The organism is Brevibacillus brevis (assembly GCF_001039275.2).
Taxonomy (GTDB): Bacteria; Bacillota; Bacilli; order Brevibacillales; family Brevibacillaceae; genus Brevibacillus; species Brevibacillus brevis_C.
On sequence record NZ_CP030117.1, the window covers coordinates 5,212,187 to 5,233,821 of the forward strand.

Genomic DNA, 21,635 nt, shown 5'->3' on the forward strand with positions numbered 1-21,635 from the left:
AAGTTGAATGAATGCTCATTCAGTGTGTGGGTTAAAAAATGACATCCCACGTTTTGGCTGTCTTACATGCCCGGAGATGTTACGCTCCCACCAACTGAATCACCGTTCAGTTTTTATTGTAATCGAAAATTCTGTCAGTTGCAATCGTCACTTCGCGAAAGAAAAGAAAAGGGGCGTCAATTGTCCAGTGCCCCTTTTTCTGTGCTATTTTTGCGAGTAAATCAGCGTGGTGATCTTGCGTCCATAAGCGTTGGATGCGTCTTCTTCCAATCGGTATTCAATCTGGAAGTCTCCGTTTTTCGGGTCTACATAATGAGCAATCACCCAGAGGGTTTTCGAATTGTTTTCGTCAGCCTTGACCGATACTTTTACCGGTCCGTTGTACGTGGGCACTTGCTCCAGCTTTGCCATACTTTTGAGCGCATCGTCTGTAAAGAGCGCAGACAACTGCTTCTGATTTTTGGTTTCGTACGCCAAATTCACTGCTCGTAAATACACCTGCGCGATGTGCTGCTGATTCGCAGATGAACCACGGAACTGCGAAGCTACATCCATCCGGTAATAATCAATCAGTCGATCCATCACAACGATGTATTCTGCACGCGTCAGAATCTTGTTCGGAGAAAAGGTCTTGTCCGTGAGAAACAGATTGAATTCCCGGATCGCCAGCGGGTACGGTGAATATGTATCCCGATAGAAGCGGTCGCGCTTCCATTCGTAATGGCTGTTAAAGAAAGAGACTGTATCTTGTGGTTTAATATTAGCTGTACGGTATTTTTGTGGTGCCAGCATATGAAATAGCATCAAGCTGGCTTCTTCTCTCGTCAATGGCCACTGCATCCCGGCACTGGACATCCACCAGTCCGGATTTTCCTTCTCTTGCTTTTTCATCAGGTGCCCGGTTTCAGCCAAATATAGATAGTACAGCATCCGGTCTCCTGGATCAAACTTACCCAAATCGTCCGTTTCGATTTTCATCATGGTCTTTAGATTGCTCAGCAGTTGATCTACTTCCCCCCGGAGTAGATAGCGGTGATCCAGGTTTGGCTTGCGTTCTGGCTTTTCAATCGGTCCATATATCGTCTCAAAAACGCGATTGAGCATAGCCAAAGCTTCGCCTCGAGTAACTGGCTTGTTTGGGTAAAAAGGCTGATATCCCTTCCTCTTTACGATGCCCAGATCCGCCATTTCGTTGATTTGCTCACGCGCCCAATGTCCCTGTATGTCTGTATACATGCCAGGTGCAGCCGCATTCGCACTCCCTGAAAAAACGCTTTGCACCACTAGCAGTGCCAAGAGAAAAACGATAGCAAAACGCTTTACCATGACTTACGATAACTCCTTTCTTTCCATGATCGTTGCCTTACTCCCTTTTTTTGGAATTCGTCCCCAGTAGCATCCATTCCTGCCATATTGGTCTATTTTCCTGGGTCTGATCTCTCTCTTTCTTGTATCGGGATGAAAACGGAACTTTGTTATACTTTTTCAAAACAAATGAAAAAGAACCGCACTTTGTATGAGCGGCCCAATTATATCCTTTTTCTCTATACGCTGACTATCCTTCAATCTGCTCTAACCAGCCTGGTCCCTTGGTCACAAGCAGCCGATATAAGAAAATGTTGATGAGAGTGAACAGGACGAAAATCCCAAGAGCGGTCCCTCACACGGATATACTAGCGAAAAACTGGCGAGGACGACTAAGCCTCCTGCCATAAGGCCTATGTCCAACGGGAAATGAAAAAGAGCCGTCGGTTATCCCAACGGCCCTCGTTATTAATCTTAGTCTTGTGGTACAAAGCTACCATCACGCAGCATAGTCAATTCGCCCATGAGGAACGCTAAATCTTCGTTTTCGCCGAACTTGCCACTCTCTTCCAAAGCTTCCAAACGACGCAGAAGAATGTTGGAAAAATCTTGAATCTGTATCGGATGTGCCTCCATATCCGCCTCATCCAAAATTTCAAAACCAGTCAAGGCTTCCAAGTGGGTCACGATACGGAAACCGCCAATTTCCCCTAGGAACTCTTGCTTGTTCATTTTTGATTTCTCCAATTTTTGCAGCATGGACAAAATATCATTCGCTACCACACTCGGAAAAGCAACCTGATAAAAGTTGCGGTTTTTCGCTTCATCGGTTTTGATAATCAAAACATCAATACCGTCCGGCTTTTTTGCTTTTTTGCCAAACCCAAACATATATTCCACCTCAATCGTTCGATCTGTCCAACTCTCTCCATGATAGTCATAATCCGAGAGTCAGACAACCCCTATCCATATATTAACTGGGCTATTTGTCTTTTTTCACACACACGCTAACATAAAACGACTGCTCCCAAGTGAGGTGCACCATGAAAGTCAATTGGAAAAACTGGATGTTTATTCTCGTTCTCTCTTTGCTCGTCACAGGATGCCTGACGCAAGTAAAGCAGGAGCAGGCAAAAACCAAGGCCAAAACACAGAGTAAGCCTGTCAAGCAGTCTGCCATCCAAAAGCTTGGCGATAACAAAATGGATGTCGTCCTCTTTTTGAAGCAAGCCGAGCATCAGCTAGAAAATGTGTATTATGCTGCTGCGGACAACGCGAAGGGCAAATCTGTGATTGAGGATGGTCTCGTCTTTCGTGAATTGCCTAAACGCTTCGATAGTAAAGACAAGATAACGGGGTACTTCGGGCGTTTTTGGAGCCGTCCACTGGCAGAAGCCATGTACGACAACATGACAACCAAGCTGGTGAAGGAAAAAGTATACGTAGCAATCCCACGCGTCGACTATCCGACTTTGATCTCGGTACGAAACACGACTGTCCAAAAAAACAATGGAGAACTCAATGTGACTGTAGAAGATGTAACCGATTCTTCTTTTGCTTCTGACCGCACGCTGCGCTACCGACTCGTGCGCGATCAAAAGACCAAGCGCTTCGAAATCAAATCACGAATGGGCGCTTATGGGAATGAACAATTTCAATAAGCCTCTTGACATTTCTTGTGGATCAAGCGAATAATAGTGAATTAATAAGCACATAGTGAGCGGCAATGACGGGGAATAGTAAAACCGCCCTTCAGGTCCAGAGAGCGAAATCCACCGGCTGAGAGGTTTCGTCCTTGAATCGGTTTGAACCCACCCCAGAGCATCCAGGGAAAACCTGGACAGGTTTCTTTCACCTGTTATCAAAGAAAGAGAGCCGGGCGTTTCTTGGCTGAAGTATGCCTTCAGTCCAAAACGTCAAATAAGGTGGTACCGCGTGAGGTTATCAAGCCCTTTCGTCCTTATCAAAGAGACGAGAGGGCTTTTTTGTATGCAAGAAGGGGGTTTTACGCATGAAAAAGGGTAAGTTGCGTTTGGTAGTAAAGGTGGGGAGCAGTTCAATTGCAGCAGCTACAGGCGGTGTTGATCCGGCGAAAATGTCGCTGCTCGTCTCGGCTATCAGCCAATTGCGCGAAGCGGGGCACCAGGTTGTCTTAGTCTCCTCGGGAGCTGTCGCCAGCGGCTATCAAAGTCTCGGCTATCAGCAGCGACCGCGATCCTTGGCAGCCAAGCAAGCAGCCGCGGCCATTGGGCAAAGCTTGTTGATGCAAACCTATACGCAGATGTTCGGCGCCCATAACTTCAGCGTGGCGCAAATCTTGCTGACACGCGGTGACTTTTCTCACAAGGAACGGTATCAGCACGCATTTTCCACGTTGTCACTGCTTTTGGATAAAAACATTTTGCCAATCATCAATGAAAACGACACGGTATCCGTAGCGGAATTGACCTTCGGAGACAATGATATGCTTGGTGCTCTCGTCGCTGGTCTCATCCATGCCGATTTGTACATGATCCTGACTGATACGAATGGTTTGTACGACAAAGACCCACGTTATCATGCTGATGCCAAACACATGGGCTGGCTCGAATGTGTAACGGACGAAATCGAGGCACTTGCAGGCGGAGCTTCCCAACTAGGAACTGGAGGTATGCGCTCCAAGCTGATCGCAGCAAAAACCGCCCAATCATTAGGAATTCCCGGCTTTATCGGAAAATTGACGAATCCCACTGATTTACTGGATGTCCTTACTGGCAACGGGAATGGCACCTACGTCAACTATCATCCAGAAGCGCCTGCAACGAACGGCGTTCCTACACGCAAACAATGGATTGCGCTTCACTCCCCTACCCGCGGAAAAATCACGGTTGATAACGGTGCAGCGGAAGCGATTTTGGAAAACAGCAAAAGCTTGCTCTTGGCAGGTGTCCGCGATGTATCCGGCATGTTCGAGCAAGGTGAAGTTATCGAGGTTTACTGTGAGGGTACGCTGATCGGTCGCGGTATCAGCAGATTTACTTCAACACAGTTAAGTGATTTTCTTTCCCCTGATAACGTAACGCGACACAGCGGTACCGTTATACATCGGGATGAATGGACGCCTGTCATCTAAACGAATCCATGTAAATAGAAAGAAGGAGTTGGAGAAACCATGGAAAGCTTGAAAGAAAAAGTGCATACACAAGTAAGCCTGGCCAAACAGGCTTCACGAAAAATGGCCATACTCTCTCGCAAACAAAAAGACCAGGTGCTCGTCGCAATCGGCAACCAGCTACTGGCAGATGAGGCTGTCATTCTCTCAGCAAACGCCAAGGACATCGCCCTCGCGGAAGCAGACGGTCAGCCTCCTTCCTATCTGGATCGTCTCCTGCTGACGCCAGAGCGAATTACCCAGCTCGTGGATAGCCTGGCGCAGCTGGTATCCCTCGATGATCCGGTCGGGGAACGAATCGACTCGTGGACACGACCAAACGGACTTTTCATCGAACAAATCCGCGTCCCACTCGGTGTTATTGGAATGGTGTACGAAGCCAGACCGAACGTCACCGTTGACGCTGCAGCTATCGCCATCAAAACGGGCAATGCGATCGTCTTGCGCGGCAGCCACAGCGCTGTTCACAGCAACCTCGCGTTGGTGACTAGCATTCGTCAAGCGCTCACTGCAACCGGACTTGACGCAGAAGCGGTACAGTACTTGCCTTTTGCCGAACATACCTCTGTCGATTACTTGTGCACCGCCAATGGACTCGTCGATGTCATCATCCCTCGGGGTGGGGCAGGACTGATCCAGCGGGTTCTGCAAATCGCAAGCGTTCCTGTACTCGAAACAGGCGTCGGCAATTGCCACATTTATGTGGATGAAGCCGCTCAGTACGACATGGCTGAAAGTATCGTGATCAATGCCAAAACAAGTCGACCTGCCGTTTGCAATGCTGCCGAAACACTGCTCATGCATCGCAATTGGCCACTGGAAAATCAACGAGCCTTGCTCCAAAAGCTACTGGCGAAGGGTGTCGAGCTCCGTGCTTGTGAGCGTACGATAGAGCTGCATTCCGACCTCGCCGCTCAACTGCACCATGCAACGGCAGAAGACTGGGATACGGAATACTCTGCGCTAATTCTCGCGGTTCGCACAGTCGATAGCCTGAGCGAGGCCATTGACCATATTACAGCGCATACTTCCGGTCATTCCGAGGCAATCGTAACGGAAGATGAAGTCGCTGCCCGTCAGTTTTTGACTGCGATCGATGCTACAGCGGTTTATCATAACGCCTCTACCCGCTTTACAGATGGTGGAGAATTCGGCTTCGGTGCCGAGATCGGCATCAGCACGCAAAAGCTCCACGCTCGTGGGCCAATGGGCTTGCCAGCGCTCACTTCTTACAAGTATGTCGTACGCGGAAACGGCCAAATCCGATAGTCCAAAGGGAGGGAATCACCATGAGTAACCAAGCAACAGCGATTACAGAAGGGCGGATCGGTTTTCTCGGTGCAGGCTCGATCGTGGAGGCCATGCTTTCCGGTATCGTAAAGAAAGGCTTACTCCCTTCTGAGCGTATTTCCGTCACGAACCGCAACAATATGGAGCGTTTGGAAGAGTTGGCAAATGACTACGGGGTAACTGCTACTCAGGACAAATTTGAGGTTGTCCGTTCTTCCGATATTTTGATTTTGGCCATCAAGCCGAAGGATGCCGCAGAGGCTTTGCAGGATTTGCGCGGGGTCGTTCGTTCCGACCAGTTAATCATTTCGGTGATTGCTGGCGTCTCTACCAGCTTGATCGGAGAGTGGCTCGGTGCAGAATGCCCGATCATCCGCACGATGCCCAATACTTCGTCTGCCGTTGGTTTGTCTGCTACAGGACTGTGCGCGAATCCATTTGTCCAGGAAGAGCACCGCGAGCTGGCTACCAAACTTTTCGAAGCAATTGGCACCGTATATGAAGTCGCCGAAGAAGAGCTGGACATCATTACTGGATTGTCTGGAAGTGGTCCTGCTTATATTTACTATTTGGTAGAAGCCATGATGGGGGCAGGTGCCACCGCGGGGCTGGATCGGGAAATGGCACGCCAATTAACACTGCAAACCGTAATCGGCGCAGCACATATGCTGCTCGACACACGCGAAGAGCCTTCGATTCTCCGCAAAAAAGTAACGAGTCCGGGTGGAACGACCCAGGCAGGACTGGAAGTATTGGAAGCCTATCAATTCCAGGAGGCCGTCACTGCAGCCATTCTGCGTGCTGCGGAAAGATCGCGGGAGATGGGGGCACAATACCAGTAAAGTCGTTTTGTCCCCCCTCCTTGTCATGTATAATAAAAAAGATCAAGCATAGTCGAGAAAAATGACGAGGAGGTCCCATGGAAATTTACGCCTTGTACGGCACCAGTGGAACAGGAAAAAGCACCAGTGCATTAGAACTTGCTCACCGAATGAACATCGACGCCATCATTGATGATGGCATCCTGATTTACCAGGGACGCAAGGTGGCCGGAACCTCTGCCAAATATGAGAAGACAAAAATTCAGGCGGTAAAACGAGCTATTTTTCATTATAAGGAGCACGCGGAAGAAGTACGGCGCAGTCTTGGCGAGATTCAACCAAACCGACTACTCGTGTTAGGAACTTCGCAGCGGATGATTGGTCGTATCGTCGAAGCGCTGCATTTGCCTTTTCAGGTGGACTTCATCCCGATTGAATCCATCAAGCCGCCGCAGGAAATCGAGGCTGCCCGCTACGTGCGGGAAACAATGGGCAAGCACACGATACCGATTCCGCGTGTGGAGGTAGAAAAAGATTTCCTCCAGCGCCTCATCTCCTCTGCCCAACAAATTTTCAGCTCAAAAAAAGAAGTCATCGGGGAAACAACCGTGGTTCATCCTCCGTTTTCCGGTGGACGCATCATGATTCATCCTCAGGTGTTGCGAAAAATCGTGGAAGCGACTTGCGACCAGTTTGACGAGGTCCATCATGTGGTCAAAATCGTCTCCAGCTTTGAGGATTTGCCTCGTTTCCAGATTTCAATTGCTCTTCAACTGCCTTACATGACAAATATTCCAGCACTTATCCATGCACTTCAAACTACGTTGTACAAAGAAGCTCAATATTGTCTCAATATCGCTCCCGCCAGCATCGACATCGTCGTTTCTTCGCTGGAGCTAACCTGATCCGGTCCTTTGCGACCGGATTTTTTTTGGTTGTAATCCTCAGGGGTTACATCCTGGCTTGTTGCTCATCCTATACATGATTCCATCTGAAAGGAGCAACCCGATGCCATCCATCCTGTCTTCCAAGCCCTTTACACAAGCTCCGATTCCCGAACCGCCCAAGGTCATTACGACAAAGGATTTGAGCTATCTCAAGGATGCTTTGTCATGGGAACTGATCGCTTTCAAAAAGCTGCATGCTTTCGCACAGCAAGCAACTGATCCCCAGGTCAAGCAATGTCTGGAACAGCAAGGACAAATGCACCAGCGTCACTACCAAAAACTGCTGAGTCACCTGCAAAACAACAACACCGCAGTGATGGCGACCATTCCGCAGACACAGTCCCAGCAACAACAATCCCAACCACAACATCAAATGCAATAAGGGAGGAATCGGGATGCCAAACCAAAACCAGATCGCCAATCCGCAATCCGGTCAGTTGCCACAAGTAAAAGGTCCGCAAATGAACGATCGTGACTACCTCAACGACTGTCTGGCTACGTGCAAGTATTTAACGGATAACTTTAACATCGCCGTTCGTGAAGCCAGCCACCAGCAGCTTTATGATGACATGGTACAAATTTTGAATGAAACCCATCAGTCAGCACGCGATGCTTTCAATCTCATGTTCCAAAAGGGATGGTACAAGCTGGAAGCTGCCGAACAGCAACAACTACAGCAAGCTTATCAGCAGTTTAGCGGGTACTCCACGCAGTTCCCTTATCATTGATATAGCAGAAGACACCTGAGCCAAGCAGGTGTCTTCTTTCCATTACCCCCTGCCACGCAGGAGCTGCGATAAGACAAATAACGCCTTTTCCATGTCGACTTCCTCTGCGTACACGTAGGACAAGCGAAGATGATGACTATCCGTCTGATCATATACAAAGCCGGGATTTAACAGTACACCTTTTGCCAATGCTTCCGTAAAAAGCTTGCGCATGGAAACAGCCTGATGCAGACGAAGCCAAATATAAAAACCGCCATGTGGCGTACGCCAATCTGCCAGATCGTCAAACCAGCGACTTAGCCATTCACACATCCTGTCCCTTCGCTGTCGCAGTGCCGCTCTTAGCTGATCCAAATGCCGGGAATATCTCTCGCTTGTGAGCCATTCTGTCGCCACCCATTGGGAAATGGCACTCGCTCCGTAGTCCGTCTGCATTTTCACATCTGCGAGGCGTTCAATGACAGGCTCAGGCCCTACAATCCAGCCAATCCGCAGTCCCGGACTAAGTGTTTTGGACAAGCTGCCCAAATACAAGACCAGCCCGCTCTGATCCCTCGCCTTTAACGGTAATGGCCCCGGTTCGTCTAACCACAATTCTCCATAAACATCGTCTTCCAACACAGGCAGTCTCTCCCGCTCGCATGCAGCCAGCACTTGCTCCCTTCGATTCTCTGATAGGCTAATCCCCGTCGGATTGTGGTAAGCCGAAATCGTATAGAGTAGGGCAGCGTTATGCGCCTGTTTTTGTCTCGTAAGCACTTGGGGAGAAATTCCTTCTGCATCCATCGGTACACCAACCAGACGCATTCCCGATGATTGAAACAAAGGCAGCGAGAATAAATACGAAGGTTGTTCGAGCAAGATGGCAGATCCACGGTGAAGGATGCCAATCGATATCAACTGCAAGGCTTGAAGGGCCCCCGAAACGACCAAAATAGATGATGGAGAAGCTTCAATCCCCCTGCCCCGCAAATGGTTGCTGATCGCCTGGCGCAAAGGCAACAGCCCTTTTGGCTCCGAATATCCGAGATGTGTCATTTTGCCTTGCAAGCTAGCCATGACCTCTTCCATCTCCGCAACAGGAATCAAGCCGGGTGACAGCTCACCTGTCCCCAAACGAATGTACATCGGGTCTGGCTCATAACGATTGATATCCTGAATCGTCGGCGAGTTGGGTAGATGCGCCCCTGCCTGAACGTATCCCAGCCAATTCGGGGGAGGGGCGGTTGTCAGCAAGGACCATGTGTTGTTGCTAACGACGGAGCCACTGCCTACCGTTGCTTCAATGAAGCCATCCGCTTTTAGCTCTTCCAACGCCGTCACTACCGTGCTGCGGTTTACATCTAAGGCTTGCGCTAACGCTCTTTGTGTAGGCAATTTACTATTGATCGGCCACTCTCCGCCTGCGATTTTCCCCTTGATATAAGCCACGATCTGCGCGTAGATCGGTATGTCAGATGATTTGTCAGGCTTCCAGTCTATCGTCAGCACAGGCACATTCCTCCTCGTCTTATCATTGTACAAATTGGTTGGTTTGGATGTAAACCAATTGGCTGGAGACAACAGGTACTCAACCGTGAATAATGACAGTAATGCAAATAGCCTTTGCATCCAGAGAGAAACGGGGAGGAAATGATCATGCTGGAAGCGATTTTGCACGGTTTTGTGCTTGCTTTTGGACTTATTTTACCGCTCGGCGCACAAAATGTTTTCGTTTTTAATCAAGGGGCTCTACAACCTACATTACTTCGCGCCATGCCCGTCGTACTGACTGCGGCACTCTGCGATACCCTGCTCATTTTATTGGCGGTATTCGGAGTCTCTTTGGTCGTATTGACAGTCACATGGCTGAAAACCGTTCTGTATGTCGTCGGCTTCTTCTTTTTAGTGTATATGGGATATTTAACGTGGCGTAGCCGTCCCAATACGGAGGATGGAGAGAAAGAACGCTTTTCGGCCAAAAAACAAATCATGTTTGCTGCCTCTGTCTCTTTGTTGAACCCGCATGCGATTCTCGATACGATCGGCGTGATCGGCACCAGCTCACTCAGCTATACCGGAACAGAGAAATGGGGTTTTACGATAGCCAGCATCCTCGTATCCTGCCTCTGGTTTTTCGGCCTTTCCGTAGCTGGTCGTACGGCAGGACGATTAGATCGGTCTGGAAAATTGCAGCGTGGCCTGAATATGGTTTCAGCGGTAATTATGTGGGGAGTGGCCGTCTATATGGCAGCCCAATTACTCACGACATAAAGAGTTAGTGAAAAAGTGCATAATCCCTACCTCCTCCACTCAAAATACTCCTATTCGGGTTTTGGAAGTGGAGGTTTGTTTATGCTTTTTACCAAATCGGACGCACTCTTGGATGACTTGTATGAGATTGCGAAAAATGTGCATCAAACAGCGATCTATTTTAATGAATACAAGATTACTTCATTGGAGACTGTCAAAACCTTTTCTACAGAAATGAAAGAGTACGAAACAAAAGGCGACAAGCTCATCCATGAAATCATCGTGCAAATCAACAAGACATTTATTACCGCCATCGAGCGAGAGGACGTCCTGGACCTTGCCGTCAAGCTGGATGATGTGCTGGACGGATTGGAGTTTTGCGCTTCGAGGCTCTATATGTACGACATTATGGAACCAGATGAAACGATGGTGAGATTCGGGCAACTCATCGAAGAAGCTACCAAACAAATTCTTCTGGCCATCGAACTGCTCCAAAAGCAAAAGCTATCCGATATGAAGGAGTACATCATCCGTATTAACGATTTGGAAAGTGAAGGGGATGAATTAGTCAGGGGGAGCATCCGGCAATTGTTCAAAACCTCGAGCGATCCGATTCACATCATGCAGCTCAAAGAGGTGTACGAAGTGCTCGAAGATGTCATGGATCATTGCGAGGATGTCGCCGATGCGATGGAATCTGTGATCATGGGCAACTCTTAAACCAAGGAGACCTACTTTCATGTATACGAGCCTTCCTCTTGTTATTGCAGTAATTATCCTGGCTGTTTCCTTTGACTTTATCAACGGATTTCATGATACAGCCAATGCTATCGCAACCACCGTATCCACCAAAGCTCTCCCGCCAAAGATTGCCATTGGCCTGGCGGCTATCATGAATTTTATCGGTGCCCTGACATTTACCGGGGTCGCCAAAACAATTGGTGGAGATATCGCCGATCCCGCCAAGCTGGAATTCGGAGTGCTTGTGGTCATGGCTGCTCTCTTGTCTGCGATCCTTTGGAATTTGATTACGTGGTGGTACGGTATCCCGAGCAGTTCGTCTCACGCCCTCATCGGCTCACTCGTAGGTGCAGTCCTCGCTTCCGCCGGGAGCACGCAAATCAACTGGGCTGGTTTTTTGAAAATCTTCCAGGCGCTTATTGTGTCACCGGTTATCGCACTGGTTGCCGCTTACCTCATGATGAATCTGGTTTATTTCATTTTCAGTCGGATCATGATACCCCCTACCAAGGTCAATCGGGGATTTCGCCTCTTTCAGATTTTCACGGCGGCCCTGCAATCCTTTACACATGGAACGAATGACGCACAAAAAGCGATGGGCATTATCGTGTTCGCTCTTGTAGCCGCTGACCTGCATGCAGATACGAGTACGATTCCTTTCTGGGTGCAGTTTATTTGTGCGCTCGCGATGGGCTTGGGAACCTCTGTCGGAGGCTGGAAAATCATCAAGACGGTCGGGGGCAAAATCACCAAGATTGAACCAATTAATGGAGCCACGGCCGACCTCACCTCGTCCTCGATCATTTTTACCTTTACGCAGCTAGGATTGCCTGTCAGCTCTACCCATGTCATCTCTTCCGGGATTATGGGGGTAGGTGCTGCCAAACGGCTGAAGAGCGTCAATTGGGGCGTCGCCAAACGAATCGTGATCACCTGGTTTATTACGCTGCCGATTTCTGCCTTGCTCGCTGCTGCTACGTATTTGTTGCTACATGTATTTATCTAAAAACAAAAGGGACGAGTAACAGGCTCGCCCCTTTTTTCTATGATCTTAATTGAAAGCCTAAGTAAGACTCTCCATTCTGTAAAGATAATCGCATATCGTCCAAATACTTGCGAGGGATTACCAATGGTATTCGCTGTCTCCAAAATCGAGAAGGGTCAACTCGACCTCTTTTCGTAAAAAATTGTGGTGATGCAGATCTCCATGGATCAAACCAAAATGATTTTTGGTGATGGGAAGGCTTTTGAACGCGTGAGTTTGGCTTCCGATGACTGACAACCGAGTTGGGTAAATACCTGGCTTTTCACACTCTCTGTTATCATCGCTTACTTTTTAATTAGCTTTTTCATACCCTCTTCAACAAATTGGTCATCCCGCAACTTGTCCTGCACACCTGTCCGCCACTTTTCTTTTGTCAACAGCGCTCCCAAATCCTCACCGAAGAGACCTTGAATAACTACACGTGTGGCAACAAGCGTAGTATCCGAAAAACGATATTCGATTGTTTGCAAATTGTCTACCAGCGCAAAGGCTGCCACGGAGTTATATAGCATCGCTTGTTTAAATAATTTCGCCTCGACGTCGGTCGTCTTATCCTCGTAATGGATCTCAATCGTAAACTTCTCCGGACGTAGCTGAAAGGTTCGCTTGAGCTGATCCAACGGCAGATGATTGAACATGACCAGATTCGAAGTAGCGCCCATATACTTGTTTTTGTATGGCAAAATGGATTCCAAATCGTGAGTCAGCGGGCTTTGCTGAGCCAATTGATATTGCTCGGATTGCGCTTCGTTTTCCGGAAGAATCACGATCTGAATGACCATGAACAGGACAACCCCGACGAGAACCAAAGCAAGTATGATTTTATTTCGCAATGACGTCACCTTCCCCTGCATCGTATTTCAAAATAAACCGCGGAATGGCGTGGAGCCATAATGGTATGAGGATTGAGAGAAAAGGCAGCGTATATGATACCGCAACGTTTGCGAATTGATACGGTCCAGAAAGATTCACTGGCCTTGAAAACCATAGATTGCTGCCAAAGTGAAGCGCAGTCGTAAAAACGAGTGTCCCGACAATATAAAGCGCCCACAGCATCCAGCCTGTTTTTCGCAGCATAAAAGCAGACCGCACATTCATGCTGGTCAAATGATGTGAGGAACCCGGTCGGTTGATCCCTAACAAGATCAAATAGACGATTCCGATAAGGATGCTAATAGCAAACAGACTATAATTCAAAAAGATACCCATACCCCATATTCGCAAAGGCATTGTCACAATCCAGGCCATAAGTCCGTACAGCAATCCGAGCTGCAACAATTCTTGGAGGAGTGGACGTATGTAGACTTTTCGGTGTTCTCCGACAATCGAGTCAATCGAAGGGAGATTGGCCTTTGCTTTTTTCACGGCTTCATCCAGTGATAGCCCATCTCCAACCAGGTCGGCCACCTTTGCCTCCAAATTGCTCAATACTTCCCATTTGAGCTCCTCGATTTGTTTACTTCCTCTATATTTTTGAAACAATTGATCGACATAGTGCTTCAAACTCTCCATCACACTTCCTCCCGCCTTTCGATGAGCTGGTCAATCAATTCTTTGGCGACTCTCCAGGATGCTAGCGCTTTTTCGTACGCCTCTCTCCCTGCTTCTGTCACCTGATAATATTTGCGTCTGCCCCCCTTGCTCTCATCTCCCCAGTACGAAGCGATCAGCTTTTGTGACTCTAATCTTTTCAGACTGGTATACAAGGAAGGCTCTTTCAGTTCGTAACGTCCGCCGCTATTTTTGAAAATGGCTTTAATGATTTCATATCCATAGTTATCGCCGTCACACAGGACACGGAGAATAATCGTATCGATATGACCGCGAATGATGTCACTGCTGATACTGCTGTCACTCATCTCGTTCACCTCGCAGCTATAACATAACACACATTACTATGTATGACAAAGTAATATGTATCAAGTTGCTTCTACACACAAAAAAACAAGACCACTCAAAAAGTTGAGATGGTCTTGAACAAATAGGCAGCCCGGTCGTTTTATTGTTTCACCTGGTACACCAGATAAGGTGCTGGCGTCCGTTTTCCGTTTAATTCCGGCCAAACATAAAGCAGTTCCAGTGAGGGACTATTCTCCTTGTTAGGTTCTGTAGATGACTCGCCTATCTCTGAAAAATTCCCTTCCATGCCTACTACCTGTCTGCTGGTGCTATCCACCCACACCTTATACTTGTGACTCTCCGCTCTTGCTCCTTGTGTAATGGCAATGAAGTCTAGCCTGATTGCTGAGTCTTCCACCGCCGCGCCCTCCATTGCAAGCTGTGTGATTTGTCTTGGCAAATAGTACGCCAGTTTTTTGGCACCGATTTGGGCTGCTTCTGCTTGGGACAGCTCAGGGGAAGTATGTGACTCCGTATTTGATTTCATCCGATACGCCAGCAATTGACCAGATTTCTTGGCAAACCTCACAGTGAGATAAGTAGCATCTGTCATTTTCCACGTATATTCCATGTACGATTCGTGTTCTTCTGTTGATAATGGACGGTTAACCTCTCCGATACGTACACCGAACTCTTTTTGGATCAGAGAGGCTATCTCCTCATCTGAGTTGGCCATGAGTAGCTTACCTTGTGCCTGAATCGGGATGAGGCTATAGCTACCAGTTGCTCCCACGCTCTGAAAGCGACGATCGAGGACTTCCCCGTTCAATGCGTTGATATAGCCTGCAAAAGTCGCTACTTCTTCTTGCTTCAAACTGGCTGTCAGCCTTTGCACTGCTTCCTCTTTGGAAATTGCTTTTTCTGGATTGGGAAATAGCGAGAGATCCACTTCTGCATCGAGATTCTCCTCAATGACCATACCCGCTGGTGATCCATCTGACTCCAAGGGAACCTTCACGACACTGTCGGCGAACGGTATACCGTTAATGACGCGTTGAAAAACAGCCGTATCTTTTTCCAGATGGTTAGAAGCGAGTTGATATTGCTTACTCTTATCGCCTAATTTCTGCTTCATATATTGCTCGACAGACAGCGTTGGCGTATTGCTTGCCGTCGTTGCCGTTTTTGGAAGTGCTTGGCTTTTTGGGAGCGATTGTGATTGCGTAATGACACTCTGTTCTTTCTGTTTGGGCTGTTCTTTCTGTTTGGGCTGTTCTTTCACCTGGCTTATTTTCCGCTGCTCGGCAACAGGAGGAATATTCCTTTGCTCCGGTATGTCCTTCTCTTTTGCCAGTGAAGGCGCATTCTCTGCACGCTGCTCCGTACGTACACTGCTGATCCCATCTGGTGCTTCTTTTCCGTCAGGCACAGCTACCAAGAGAGCCAGTACGATAGTTGCTGCTAAACCTCCTGTCATCGACAAGATACGTCCCACTTTTTTCCTTTGCTTCATCTGCCTTGCCTGTTTAAGCAGCGTCTGATCCAAATAGGTGACAAATTCCTGACGAGGGGGTGGTTCTTGCCTTCTTAACCCTCGCAGTTGGACCGTCAGCTTCTCATCCTCTAGCCCACTCATTTAGGAAGCCCCCTTCCTCCGTATCATCCATCATTTCTTTGACCAGCTTTAATGCCCGATGGGTGTTTACTTTCACCTTGGATTCCGATACACCCAGGATTTCTGCCGTCTCCTTGACACTGTATTCCTCGATGCAGCGCAAAATCAGAACCAGACGATAATGGGGCGCTAGCTTTTGGATCGCTTGCTTCAGCTCACGAACGTTTTCCCTCTTGGTCAGGACGTTTTCCGGACTCCCTTCCTTGGTCGCCAGCTTCATCAGCCAGTTTTCTGAGAAAAAGGACTTGACCTTCTGCTTGCGATGCTGGTCGATCGCCGCATGCTTGGCAATGGAGAAGAGCCATGTTTTCAGAGTGACTCTACCATCAAATCCGGCGAGCCCTTTTAACACTCTCGTAAAAACCTCCTGCGTCAAATCCTCGGCATCATTCTGGTTGCCGGTAAAATGGAGCAGAAAGTAGTAAACGTCCTGATAGTGAGCATGATAGATCGCGCTAATCCGCTGCTCGATATCCTCCTGCACGGGTTAGCCTCCTGTCTTAGTACGGATTGTAATGAATTTCACCTGTAGTAGTAAATTTGCCGGTTAGGGCATCAATTTCTCGGTGGTCTAGGGATATGGCTGTTCTGTACGCCAGAATGGGTTGATAGTTTGGGTTATCCGACACAATATCGGCATCCGGTGTGAAATATTGCAGCTCCAGTGGACGCACTTTCAAGTATTCCTTTAGCGCCTGCTCATGTGATACAGCCTTTTTGGGGTCAGGCAGAATGAGTGGTTCCCAAGATACATCCACCATACGCAGACTTATCACCTCTCCCGTGATACGGTCTATTCTGATATAAATCTCATCATCCAGAACGGGAATCCCTTCGTGCACATTTACAAACTTGAAGCCCTGCTCAGCGCCTCTCTGTCGAAACTCTGCTGTCCCAATCGGCATCACTTCTTTTAAATGCTTTGGTCCGTACTTTTCCAGCGCAGCAATAGCTAGTTTCATCGATTCTTCTGGCGTTAGCCATTTCTTTCCGTTTGGGTCTTCTTTAGGGTATTCTCTTTCTTTCTTTTTCTTGTCAACCATACCGTAGCTCATGAATCGTCCTGTTTCTTCCTCCGTTATAATGATAGCCTCAAAGTCTTTATTGATTTCATGTGTATATTCCTTACCTTTCGTATCTTCAGAAATGCCTTCTTTTATTTTTTCAGCTTTGCTCTCGATCCCAAAAGCAGCGAGCAAAGCTGCTGCTTCCTCTGTCGTCTTTACGGTTACTTCCTTACCGACAGGATTCACTCTGACAATGGGGTTATATTCACTCCCCGAACCATCATAATCAGGAACTTCCTTGCCTGTTTTGGCATCGATAAATTGCGAGAATTCCGATTTGTAGCGTAAGGTAGGAGAGCCATACAAGTATTCCTTCGTTTTCTCGTCCCATCTCTCTACTGGCTGTTTCAAATAAAAGAGCTTCAGGTGGTTGGCGAAAGCTTTTTCCGCCTGATCCTTGGATATGGCTTCCTTAGGATCAGCAAACTTCAAATCTTCGAGGGCTGGTGCATCATCGCCCCCGAGATCATATAAGCCTGACCCTTTCGATATGACTTCCCCCTTGCTGTTTACGGTTAGATTAACATTCACATTCAAATATGGAAGACCGTTTACCTGTTTCGTAAACAAAGCTTCATTTTGATCCGAATAATTAGGGTTATATTTGAAGTCACCCATATCTGCTCCGTACCATTGCTTCATAAAATCTGTTGCTTTGCTGACTACCTTGTCATGCTCAATCTTCGGCCTTCCTTCTTCGGGAAATTCCTCGTTGTAGCTAAACCAATCGGGATTCCCTTGTTTATCCAAACCGAATTCAAAAGACGGTTCCTTCTTCTCCTTGGACGTTTGCAAGATGATGGTTATACGATTCGTTCCATCATTTTTTTCTTTAATCTCAAGCGTACTGTAAGAAAAATCGGCTAAATACGGCAGCCTTTCCTTTACCTTTTGGATTGCAAGCTCTACCTTCCCTTTCCATTCAGGTGTAAGCTCCTTTGCCTTGCTCTCCTCCGCCAGCACTTGACCATTATTCGTCAGATGGATTGGCGTAGTAGCAAGTAGCGTTGCAGTTGTTACCAAAAAAATCACTTTATTCAGCTTTTTCATCATTTACATCCTCCCGTATTTTTTTCAACGTTAATTAATCGTAAGAAATAGCAAAAGGTTACAAAAAATACAAAATAAAAAAGGCTGTTGAATCAATCAACAGTCTTTTTTATTTTGCATGACAGGGCTTCAGCTCACGAACGTTTTCCCTCTTGGTCAGGACGTTTTCCGGACTCCCTTCCTTGGTCGCCAGCTTCATCAGCCAGTTTTCTGAGAAAAAGGACTTGACCTTCTGCTTGCGATCTTAGTACGGACTGTAATGAAATTCAGCTGTAGTAGTAAATTTACCGGTTAGGGCATCAATTTCTCGGTGGTCTAGAGATATAGCTGTTCTGTACACCAGAATGGGTTGATAGTTTCGGTTATCCGACTCAATATCGACATCTGATGTGAAATATTGCAGCTCCAGTGGACGCACTTTCAAGTATTCCTTTAGCGCCTGCTCATGTGATACAGCCTTTTTGGGGTCAGGCAGAATGAGTGGTTCCCAAGATACATCCTCCATATGCAGACCTATCACCTCTCCCGTGATACGGTCTATTCTGATAAAAATCTCATCATCCAGAACGGGAATCCCTTCGTGCACATTTACAAACCTGAAGCCCTGCACAGCGCCTCTCTGTTGAAACTCTGCTTTCCCAATCGGCATCACTTCTTTTAAATGCTTTGGTCCGTACTTTTCCAGCGCAGCAATAGCTAGTTTCATCGATTCTTCTGGCGTTAGCCATTTCTTTCCGTTTGGATCTTCTTTAGGGAATTTTATTTCTTTCTTTCTCTTGTCAACCACACGGTAGCTCATGAATCGTCCTGTTTCTTCCTCCGTTTCAATTTCAGCATCAAAGTCTTTATTGATTTCATGTGTATATTTCTTACCTTTTGTATCTTCAGAAATGCCTTCTTTTATTTTTTCAGCTTTGCTCTCGATCCCAAAAGCAGCGAACATAACTGCTGCTTCCTCTGTCGTCTTTACGGTTACTTCCTTACCGACAGGATTCACTCTGACAATGGGATTATATGCACTCCCCGAACCGTTCGCCGAACCGACATAAGGAGGAACTTCCTCGCCTGTTTTGGCATCGATAAATTCCGAGAATTCCGATTTGTATCGTAATGTAGGAGAGCCATACAAGTATTTCTTCGTTTTCTCGTCCCATCTCTCTACTGGCTGTTTCAAATAAAAGAGCTTCAGGTGTTTGGCGAAGGCTTTTTCAGCCTGATCCTTGGATATGGCTTCCTTTGGATCAGCAAACTTCATATTTTCCAAGGCGGGTGCATCGTCTCCAAGATTATATTTATGTAAACCTGATCCTTTCGAAATAATTTCTCCTTTGCTGTTTACGGTTAGACGAACATTGATATTCAGATACGGAAGTCCGTTTACCAATTTTGTAAAATGGGCCTCGTTGTCCCTTGAATAGTTAGGGTTATAGGCAAAGCCGCCCATATCTGGACCATACCATTGTTTCATAAAATCTGTTGCTTTGCTGACTACCTTGTCATGCTCAATCTTCGGCCTTCCTTCTTTGGGAAATTCCTCGTCGTAGCTAAACCAATCGGGATTCCCTTGTTCATCCAAACCGAATTCAAAAGACGGCTTCTTCTTCTCCTTGGACGTTTGCAAGATGATGGTTATATCATTCGTTCCATCATCTTTTTCTAAAATCTTAAGCGTACTGTAAGAGAAATCGGCTAAATATGGCAGCCTTTCCTTTACCTTTTGGATTGCAAGCTCTACCTTCACTTTCCATTCAGGTGCAAGCTCCTTTGCCTTGCTCTCCTCCGCCAGCACTTGACCATTATTCGTCAGATGGATTGGCGTAGTAGCAAGTAGAGTTGCAGTTGTTACCGAAAAAATCACTTTATTCAGCTTTTTCATCCTTTACATCCTCCCGTATTTTTTTCCATGTTAATTAATCGTAAGAGATAGCAAAAGGTTACAAAAAATACAAAATACAAAAGGCTGTTGAATACAGGGGGAGATACGTTTTTCCACCCCTTCTTCAATCGAATAGGGAAAAAGTGTTTATCCCCCTCACTCCGGGGACAGGATAATAGTAACTTCCCATGCTATGGTCCTCAAAGGAGTTGAAAGCAAAATGTCTCGTCACTGGTATCGGCAGCTTCGTTATCCAATCATCGCTCTGGCTGTGACATTAACGCTACTTTGGACACATCATCACCATCGTCTGCCCGCTTCGTACGCTGTTGCGACGCGGACACATACCGTTACGATTTCTAGCGCTGGCTTTTTGCCCAATCAATTGACTGCACACGAAGGAGAGCGCGTCTCGTTGATGATCGTCAACACCGATACGCGCCCTCACAATCTATCCATTCGTGATCTAAACCTTACATCCACAGAGCTGAAGCCGACCCAATCGACATTTTTACAGTTTTCAGCAGCGAAACGCGGTCGGTATCATTTCGTATCAGACGCACCTGGCTATCCGGAAACAGGCTTCCAAGGCATGCTCGTCATTGACTAGTCTGTACTTCTTCGTCTGGTGAGATTTGCTTCCACCGTCCGAATTTTATCATGAGCAGAGGAATGATCCCGATTGTGGTGATGATTCCAAAAAACAAATAAATGGCTAGCACCGAAAACGAATCTTTGATCCACCCTGCTACCAAATTGCAAAACATTGCACCAAGCCCGCCTCCCACTGAAAAGAAGATGGCCAACGCCGTCACCTGAAGGGATGCGGGCGTATTTTCGCGCACAAATTGAGCTGCTGTTGCCAAATAAAAGCCTACTGAGACCCCCTGCACAAAGAACATGGCAATTACCGCAGTGGTACTCGGAGCAGAGCTATACCAGAACCAGCGCATCGCGCAAAAAATCGCCGACAACAACAACGTCAGCTCCAGTCCCCACCTGCGGACAATATAACCCGCTAGCTTCATAAAAGGAGCCTCGCTGCCTGCAAACAACAAGAAGGCAAGGCCAATTCCGGCAACGGTCCCTCCGATATTCTGATAAAACAGGGAAAACCAAATATTATTGGCGTTCACAGAGCCCATCATGCAGAACGATGAAATCAAAAACAGCGCAAATCGCGGAATCCGCGCCAAATCCCTGATCCCTGCAAGCATACTGACACGAAACCGCGAAGCCTCTGTCACCTCTTCCGGAACCTTCTGAAGAAACAGAATGGCAATCAGAAACGCCAAGCAAAACGAGTAAAAAAGTACATGTGGCCCCCACTGCTCAACGAGAAGACCTGTGATGAATGCAGCTAGTGCAAAGCCGATCGCTCCCCACAAGCGAATATCGCCGAACTGCATGCCATGCCCCTTGGCATAACCAAGAGCCAAGCTATCGGAGATGGGAACGACGGCACTTTGAAAAAATGAAAGCAGTATGTAGAGCAAAAATACGTAAACAAAGGTGGAGACACCCGTAAAGAGAAGTCCGACTAAGCCGGTGATGATCAATGTCAGAATCAGCACAGTTTTGCGAATTTGATAACGATCACAAATCATACCCCACATCGGCTGCGCCACAATGGAAACAATCGGCGCGACTGCACTGATGAGACCGATTTGAGTCCCCGTTAAATGAATGGATTCGTAATATTGCGTAATGAGCGGGGCAAAAGCACCAAACCCGTAGTAAATAAAAAGATAAAGGGCGCAAAGACTTACGTATCTGCCTTTTGCGCCCCCCAGCCCTAAACCGGAAAGTGATTCTGGCATATTACTCTCCTATTTTGAGGTTCATTAACCGTGTAAGAAAACATAACG

23 protein-coding genes and 1 other annotated feature are annotated in these 21,635 nt (G+C 47.3%); of the genes, 11 read left to right on the top strand and 12 right to left on the bottom strand.

All coding sequences use genetic code 11. The features are described 5' to 3' along the window. Positions 1-204: 204 nt before the first annotated feature. Complete coding sequence (locus AB432_RS25220) at positions 205-1,326, bottom strand: S-layer homology domain-containing protein (protein ID WP_048034627.1); 1,122 nt, start codon at positions 1,324-1,326, stop codon at positions 205-207. A 453-nt stretch (positions 1,327-1,779) separates the two neighbouring features. Beyond that, a complete protein-coding gene (locus tag AB432_RS25225) occupies positions 1,780-2,196 on the bottom strand; it encodes a hypothetical protein (RefSeq protein ID WP_048034628.1) in 417 nt (138 codons plus the stop codon). A gap of 152 nt (positions 2,197-2,348) precedes the next feature. Here AB432_RS25225 and AB432_RS25230 point away from each other — a divergent pair, with 152 nt between their 5' ends. From AB432_RS25230 to AB432_RS25260, 7 genes are all read left to right on the top strand, one after another. Then, positions 2,349-2,966, top strand: a complete 618-nt coding sequence (locus AB432_RS25230) for a hypothetical protein (protein ID WP_048034629.1) — start codon at positions 2,349-2,351, stop codon at positions 2,964-2,966. 56 nt (positions 2,967-3,022) lie between these two features. Further along, positions 3,023-3,270 (top strand) — a binding site (T-box leader). Positions 3,271-3,316: 46 nt separating this feature from the next. Then, positions 3,317-4,417, top strand: a complete 1,101-nt coding sequence (gene proB / locus AB432_RS25235; protein ID WP_048034630.1) for a glutamate 5-kinase — start codon at positions 3,317-3,319, stop codon at positions 4,415-4,417. Positions 4,418-4,456: 39 nt separating this feature from the next. Further along, a complete protein-coding gene (locus AB432_RS25240) occupies positions 4,457-5,725 on the top strand; it encodes a glutamate-5-semialdehyde dehydrogenase (protein ID WP_048034631.1) in 1,269 nt (422 codons plus the stop codon). A gap of 20 nt (positions 5,726-5,745) precedes the next feature. Continuing rightward, complete coding sequence (proC, locus tag AB432_RS25245; protein WP_048034632.1) at positions 5,746-6,588, top strand: pyrroline-5-carboxylate reductase; 843 nt, start codon at positions 5,746-5,748, stop codon at positions 6,586-6,588. Positions 6,589-6,665: 77 nt separating this feature from the next. Further along, positions 6,666-7,472 (top strand): hypothetical protein, encoded by an 807-nt coding sequence (locus tag AB432_RS25250; protein ID WP_048034633.1) that lies wholly within the window; start codon positions 6,666-6,668, stop codon positions 7,470-7,472. A gap of 103 nt (positions 7,473-7,575) precedes the next feature. Beyond that, positions 7,576-7,896 carry a ferritin-like domain-containing protein gene (locus tag AB432_RS25255; protein WP_007718471.1) on the top strand — a complete coding sequence of 107 codons (321 nt, stop codon included), beginning with the start codon at positions 7,576-7,578 and terminating at the stop codon, positions 7,894-7,896. A gap of 13 nt (positions 7,897-7,909) precedes the next feature. Then, positions 7,910-8,242 (top strand): spore coat protein, encoded by a 333-nt coding sequence (locus AB432_RS25260; RefSeq protein WP_007718473.1) that lies wholly within the window; start codon positions 7,910-7,912, stop codon positions 8,240-8,242. Positions 8,243-8,284: 42 nt separating this feature from the next. Here AB432_RS25260 and AB432_RS25265 read toward each other — a convergent pair whose 3' ends face one another. Then, positions 8,285-9,733 carry an aminotransferase-like domain-containing protein gene (locus AB432_RS25265; protein ID WP_048034634.1) on the bottom strand — a complete coding sequence of 483 codons (1,449 nt, stop codon included), beginning with the start codon at positions 9,731-9,733 and terminating at the stop codon, positions 8,285-8,287. Between the two features lie 147 nt (positions 9,734-9,880). On the opposite strand from AB432_RS25265, the gene AB432_RS25270 reads away from it, so the two are divergent. The 3 genes from AB432_RS25270 to AB432_RS25280 all read left to right on the top strand — a co-directional run bounded on the left by AB432_RS25270 (position 9,881) and on the right by AB432_RS25280 (position 12,221). Then, entirely contained in the window at positions 9,881-10,495 is a 615-nt protein-coding gene (locus tag AB432_RS25270; protein WP_048034635.1) for a LysE/ArgO family amino acid transporter, read from the top strand. Positions 10,496-10,576: 81 nt separating this feature from the next. Further along, a complete protein-coding gene (locus AB432_RS25275; protein ID WP_048034636.1) occupies positions 10,577-11,194 on the top strand; it encodes a DUF47 domain-containing protein in 618 nt (205 codons plus the stop codon). A 19-nt stretch (positions 11,195-11,213) separates the two neighbouring features. After that, positions 11,214-12,221, top strand: coding sequence for an inorganic phosphate transporter (locus AB432_RS25280; RefSeq protein ID WP_048034637.1), 1,008 nt, complete (start codon positions 11,214-11,216; stop codon positions 12,219-12,221). A 117-nt stretch (positions 12,222-12,338) separates the two neighbouring features. On the opposite strand, the gene AB432_RS31565 is transcribed toward AB432_RS25280, so the two are convergent. The 8 genes from AB432_RS31565 to AB432_RS25325 all read right to left on the bottom strand — a co-directional run bounded on the left by AB432_RS31565 (position 12,339) and on the right by AB432_RS25325 (position 19,767). Further along, entirely contained in the window at positions 12,339-12,497 is a 159-nt protein-coding gene (locus tag AB432_RS31565) for a phosphotransferase (RefSeq protein ID WP_162630268.1), read from the bottom strand. 47 nt (positions 12,498-12,544) lie between these two features. Continuing rightward, positions 12,545-13,102, bottom strand: coding sequence for a DUF4825 domain-containing protein (locus AB432_RS25290; RefSeq protein ID WP_048034638.1), 558 nt, complete (start codon positions 13,100-13,102; stop codon positions 12,545-12,547). After that, positions 13,083-13,772, bottom strand: coding sequence for a permease prefix domain 1-containing protein (locus AB432_RS25295; protein ID WP_048034639.1), 690 nt, complete (start codon positions 13,770-13,772; stop codon positions 13,083-13,085). Before AB432_RS25295 ends, AB432_RS25290 begins: the two co-directional genes overlap by 20 nt. Beyond that, entirely contained in the window at positions 13,772-14,119 is a 348-nt protein-coding gene (locus AB432_RS25300) for a PadR family transcriptional regulator (protein ID WP_048034640.1), read from the bottom strand. The genes AB432_RS25295 and AB432_RS25300 overlap by 1 nt, the downstream gene beginning before the upstream one ends. A gap of 140 nt (positions 14,120-14,259) precedes the next feature. Beyond that, positions 14,260-15,735: a hypothetical protein gene (locus tag AB432_RS25305; protein ID WP_048034641.1), complete on the bottom strand. Its 1,476-nt coding sequence runs from the start codon at positions 15,733-15,735 to the stop codon at positions 14,260-14,262. Next, a complete protein-coding gene (locus AB432_RS25310; RefSeq protein ID WP_015893149.1) occupies positions 15,716-16,258 on the bottom strand; it encodes an RNA polymerase sigma factor in 543 nt (180 codons plus the stop codon). The genes AB432_RS25305 and AB432_RS25310 overlap by 20 nt, the downstream gene beginning before the upstream one ends. Positions 16,259-16,274: 16 nt before the next feature. Next, positions 16,275-17,894 carry a YcdB/YcdC domain-containing protein gene (locus AB432_RS25315; protein ID WP_048034642.1) on the bottom strand — a complete coding sequence of 540 codons (1,620 nt, stop codon included), beginning with the start codon at positions 17,892-17,894 and terminating at the stop codon, positions 16,275-16,277. Between the two features lie 241 nt (positions 17,895-18,135). Next, the gene (locus AB432_RS25325; RefSeq protein WP_048034643.1) at positions 18,136-19,767 is read right to left on the bottom strand and encodes a YcdB/YcdC domain-containing protein; all 1,632 of its coding nucleotides are present in this window, start codon (positions 19,765-19,767) and stop codon (positions 18,136-18,138) included. 220 nt (positions 19,768-19,987) lie between these two features. On the opposite strand from AB432_RS25325, the gene AB432_RS25330 reads away from it, so the two are divergent. After that, positions 19,988-20,377, top strand: coding sequence for a cupredoxin domain-containing protein (locus AB432_RS25330; protein ID WP_048034644.1), 390 nt, complete (start codon positions 19,988-19,990; stop codon positions 20,375-20,377). On the opposite strand, the gene AB432_RS25335 is transcribed toward AB432_RS25330, so the two are convergent. Further along, entirely contained in the window at positions 20,367-21,587 is a 1,221-nt protein-coding gene (locus AB432_RS25335) for an MFS transporter (protein WP_048034645.1), read from the bottom strand. The genes AB432_RS25330 and AB432_RS25335 overlap by 11 nt on opposite strands. Positions 21,588-21,635: the final 48 nt, after the last annotated feature.

Excerpts from the sequence above, each read along its gene's own strand:
- AB432_RS25220 (WP_048034627.1), bottom strand. The coding sequence starts at position 1,326 with ATGGTAAAGCGTTTTGCTATCGTTTTTCTCTTGGCACTGCTAGTGGTG.
- AB432_RS25255 (WP_007718471.1), top strand. The coding sequence starts at position 7,576 with ATGCCATCCATCCTGTCTTCCAAGCCCTTTACACAAGCTCCGATTCCC.
- AB432_RS25225 (WP_048034628.1), bottom strand. The coding sequence starts at position 2,196 with ATGTTTGGGTTTGGCAAAAAAGCAAAAAAGCCGGACGGTATTGATGTT.
- AB432_RS25325 (WP_048034643.1), bottom strand. The coding sequence starts at position 19,767 with ATGAAAAAGCTGAATAAAGTGATTTTTTCGGTAACAACTGCAACTCTA.
- AB432_RS25250 (WP_048034633.1), top strand. The coding sequence starts at position 6,666 with ATGGAAATTTACGCCTTGTACGGCACCAGTGGAACAGGAAAAAGCACC.
- AB432_RS25300 (WP_048034640.1), bottom strand. The coding sequence starts at position 14,119 with ATGAGTGACAGCAGTATCAGCAGTGACATCATTCGCGGTCATATCGAT.
- AB432_RS25230 (WP_048034629.1), top strand. The coding sequence starts at position 2,349 with ATGAAAGTCAATTGGAAAAACTGGATGTTTATTCTCGTTCTCTCTTTG.
- proB (WP_048034630.1), top strand. The coding sequence starts at position 3,317 with ATGAAAAAGGGTAAGTTGCGTTTGGTAGTAAAGGTGGGGAGCAGTTCA.
- AB432_RS25330 (WP_048034644.1), top strand. The coding sequence starts at position 19,988 with ATGTCTCGTCACTGGTATCGGCAGCTTCGTTATCCAATCATCGCTCTG.
- AB432_RS25260 (WP_007718473.1), top strand. The coding sequence starts at position 7,910 with ATGCCAAACCAAAACCAGATCGCCAATCCGCAATCCGGTCAGTTGCCA.
- AB432_RS25305 (WP_048034641.1), bottom strand. The coding sequence starts at position 15,735 with ATGAGTGGGCTAGAGGATGAGAAGCTGACGGTCCAACTGCGAGGGTTA.
- AB432_RS25315 (WP_048034642.1), bottom strand. The coding sequence starts at position 17,894 with ATGATGAAAAAGCTGAATAAAGTGATTTTTTTGGTAACAACTGCAACG.
- AB432_RS25270 (WP_048034635.1), top strand. The coding sequence starts at position 9,881 with ATGCTGGAAGCGATTTTGCACGGTTTTGTGCTTGCTTTTGGACTTATT.
- AB432_RS25280 (WP_048034637.1), top strand. The coding sequence starts at position 11,214 with ATGTATACGAGCCTTCCTCTTGTTATTGCAGTAATTATCCTGGCTGTT.
- AB432_RS25275 (WP_048034636.1), top strand. The coding sequence starts at position 10,577 with ATGCTTTTTACCAAATCGGACGCACTCTTGGATGACTTGTATGAGATT.
- AB432_RS25240 (WP_048034631.1), top strand. The coding sequence starts at position 4,457 with ATGGAAAGCTTGAAAGAAAAAGTGCATACACAAGTAAGCCTGGCCAAA.
- AB432_RS25335 (WP_048034645.1), bottom strand. The coding sequence starts at position 21,587 with ATGCCAGAATCACTTTCCGGTTTAGGGCTGGGGGGCGCAAAAGGCAGA.
- AB432_RS25295 (WP_048034639.1), bottom strand. The coding sequence starts at position 13,772 with ATGGAGAGTTTGAAGCACTATGTCGATCAATTGTTTCAAAAATATAGA.
- proC (WP_048034632.1), top strand. The coding sequence starts at position 5,746 with ATGAGTAACCAAGCAACAGCGATTACAGAAGGGCGGATCGGTTTTCTC.